Annotated in this window: 2 protein-coding genes; one reads left to right on the forward strand and one right to left on the reverse strand. The window is 68.4% G+C overall.

What is annotated here, in order from left to right; all coding sequences use genetic code 11:
• The first annotated feature begins 241 nt into the window (after positions 1 to 241).
• A complete protein-coding gene (locus DSP71_RS02270) occupies positions 242 to 2,233 on the forward strand; it encodes a BCCT family transporter (protein WP_113680254.1) in 1,992 nt (663 codons plus the stop codon).
• A gap of 39 nt (positions 2,234 to 2,272) precedes the next feature.
• On the opposite strand, the gene DSP71_RS22965 is transcribed toward DSP71_RS02270, so the two are convergent.
• Positions 2,273 to 2,822, reverse strand: a 550-nt coding sequence (locus tag DSP71_RS22965) for a DUF2867 domain-containing protein (protein ID WP_258546219.1), incomplete at its 5' end; no start/stop codon positions are given.

Raw genomic sequence — 2,822 nt, forward strand, 5'->3', positions numbered from 1 at the left:
CGGTGCGCTGCTCGTGCCGTCGGTGCCGCCCCTGGGAATCACCCTGGTCTGCGTCTCCGCCCTCCCGCTGCTGCACTCGCTGTTCGGGGGGCGCCGCTCGCGCTAACTGCGACGCGCCCGAAAACCCAGAGCGGGCAGCGTCCGCCCGGCGCGTCGCTGCCCGACGCGCCGCGGTTCGCGCGGACCCTCTGGGTTTCGGCCCCGACACGGTCGGACACCTCGCATGACAAAATGGACTCTCATGGACACTCCTGACGAGAAGCCCGACGAACGCTCCGCAGGATCGAACCCTCCGCGTCCGCGCACGGACACAGTCGGAACCGGTGCCAACCGCCTCCCGGCCAAGGCTTCGGAGACTGCCCGCAAGATCGTCCGCGACATCACGACCGTCCCGCCGCGCAGCGTGCACCCGGCGCTCGTTCCCGGTGTCTCGGTCGAGGAGACGGGGCGCACCTACCGCACCGACCCGCTCGTCTTCGGTGTCGCCGCCGCGTTCGCCCTCGGCTTCATCGCCTGGGGTGTGTTCGCGGGCGACAACCTCGCCGGCACCACGAGCACGGTCCTCGCCTGGGTGGTGGAGTACTTCGGCTTCTTCTTCACGACGATCGCCACGATCATCCTCGTGTTCATGCTGTTCGTCGGCTTCAGCAAGTACGGGCGCATCCCGCTCGGCCGTGACGACGAGGAGCCCGAGTTCTCGATGTTCTCGTGGATCTCCATGCTCTTCGCGGCCGGCATGGGCATCGGCCTGGTGTTCTGGGGTGCCGCTGAGCCGCTGACGTTCTTCGAGAACCCGCCGCCCGGCACCGTCGAGGCGAACACCCTCGAGGCCATGCACACCGCGCAGACCCAGGTGCTCTATCACTGGGGTCCGCAGGCCTGGGCGTTCTACGCGCTCGTCGGTGGAGCCATCGCGTACGGCGCCTACCGCCGCGGCCGCACGCCGCTGATCTCCTCGATCTTCGCTCCGCTGCTCGGCGAGAACCGCACCACGGGTCCGGTAGGCCGCACGATCGACATCTTCTCCATCATCGTGACGTTGTTCGGCACGGCAGCCTCCCTCGGACTCGGAGCGCTGCAGATCGGTCACGGTGTCGAGCTCGTCAGCGGCATCGGCCCACTCGGCAACGGCATCCTCATCGCGGTGATCGCGGTGCTCACGGCCTGCTTCATCGCCTCCGCGGTGTCCGGAGTCTCGAAGGGCATCCGCGCACTGTCGAACATCAACGCCGTGGTCGCGATCCTGCTCGCCTTCTTCGTGTTCTTCGTCGGTCCGACGCTGCTGATCCTGAACGTGATCCCGTCGGTCGCCGTGCAGTTCATCGGCGATCTGCCGACCATGATCGGCCGCTCCGCGTCGCAGGGTGAGACCGCGCAGGCCTTCCTGTCGAGCTGGACGATCTTCTACTGGGCATGGTGGATCTCCTGGTCGCCGTTCGTCGGCATGTTCATCGCGAAGATCTCCCGCGGGCGCACGCTCCGTCAGTTCGTGTCGGTCGTCATCGTGGTGCCTTCCGCCATCTCGCTCGTGTGGTTCGCGATCTTCGGCACGACGGCGATCCAGCAGCAGATGAACGGCGCAGGCCTCACCGTCGACCCGCCGGAGGAGGTGCTGTTCGGGGTGCTGGAGAACCTGCCGTTCCCGCTCATCACCAGCATCGTGCTCATCCTCCTCATCGCGATCTTCTTCATCACCGGGGCTGATTCCGCCTCACTCGTCATGGGCACGCTGTCCCAGCAGGGCCGCCCGGAGCCATCGCGGTGGGTCGCGGTGGTGTGGGGAGTGCTGGTCGGCGTGATCGCCGCGGTGCTGCTCGTGAGCGGATCGGAGGGCAGCGGGCTGCAGTCGCTGCAGAACGCGACGATCATCGCGGCGCTGCCGTTCGCGATCATCATGACGTTCATGATGATCGCGTTCATGAAGGACCTGCGGCGGGATCCGCTGATCCTGCGCGACCGGTATGCCCGCGCCGCCGTCCGCCACAGCGTCATGGCCGGGCTCGAGGAGTACGGCGACGACTTCGCCCTCGTGCCTGTCGAGTACGACCACTCGGAGGACGACCTCGCTTGGATCGACGAGGACACCGTCGACGACACGTTGGCCGAGGTGTATGAGGCCGCGACCGAGGCGATCGACATCATCCCTCCCGCGGAAGTGGAGGCCGTTGTCGATGCCGCGTTGGAAGACGGCCCGAACGACCCGGACCCCGCCCCGCAGCCGCGCGCGGATTGAGGGTACCCCGGCCTCGTCTGGGGGCGTCGGGTCAGGCGTTCACGCGGGATCAGGCGACTTCGCGGTGAAGTCGCCTGTCCCGGCGGGTTCGCCTGGGACGGTGGGTTCGCCTGGGACGGCGGGGTCGCTGGTCTCCGCGGGGTGGGGCGGCGCCGATGGAGAGGTCTCGAGGTCCTCGGCGGCGGCCGTGATGCGTGCTGCCATGCCCGCGAAGATCGCGCCGTGGAAGGGCAGCACGGCGAGCCAGTAGAGGCGTCCGGTGAGACCGCGCGGGAAGAAGATCGCGCGCTGCTCGTAGCGGGCGCCCTTCGCATCGGGCACGGCACGCAACTCGAGCCATGCCTCTCCCGGCACCTTCATCTCGGCGCGGAGGCGCAGCAGCGATCCGGCATCCGTGGTCTCCACCGCTTCGACGCGCCAGAAGTCGATCGCGTCGCCCACGCGTGCGGCAGTACGGCTGCGGCGCCCGCGGCTGAGGCCTACGCCGCCCACGATGCGGTCCATCCAACCGCGCACCGCCCACAGTAGGGGCGAGGAGTACCAGCCGTTCTCTCCGCCGATGCCGAGGATCACGCGCCACAGCTCTGTG

The sequence above is a fragment of the Microbacterium sp. H6 genome (assembly GCF_003314775.1).
In the GTDB taxonomy this organism is placed as follows: domain Bacteria; phylum Actinomycetota; class Actinomycetes; order Actinomycetales; family Microbacteriaceae; genus Microbacterium; species Microbacterium oxydans.

Excerpts from the sequence above, each read along its gene's own strand:
- DSP71_RS02270 (WP_113680254.1), top strand. The coding sequence starts at position 242 with ATGGACACTCCTGACGAGAAGCCCGACGAACGCTCCGCAGGATCGAAC.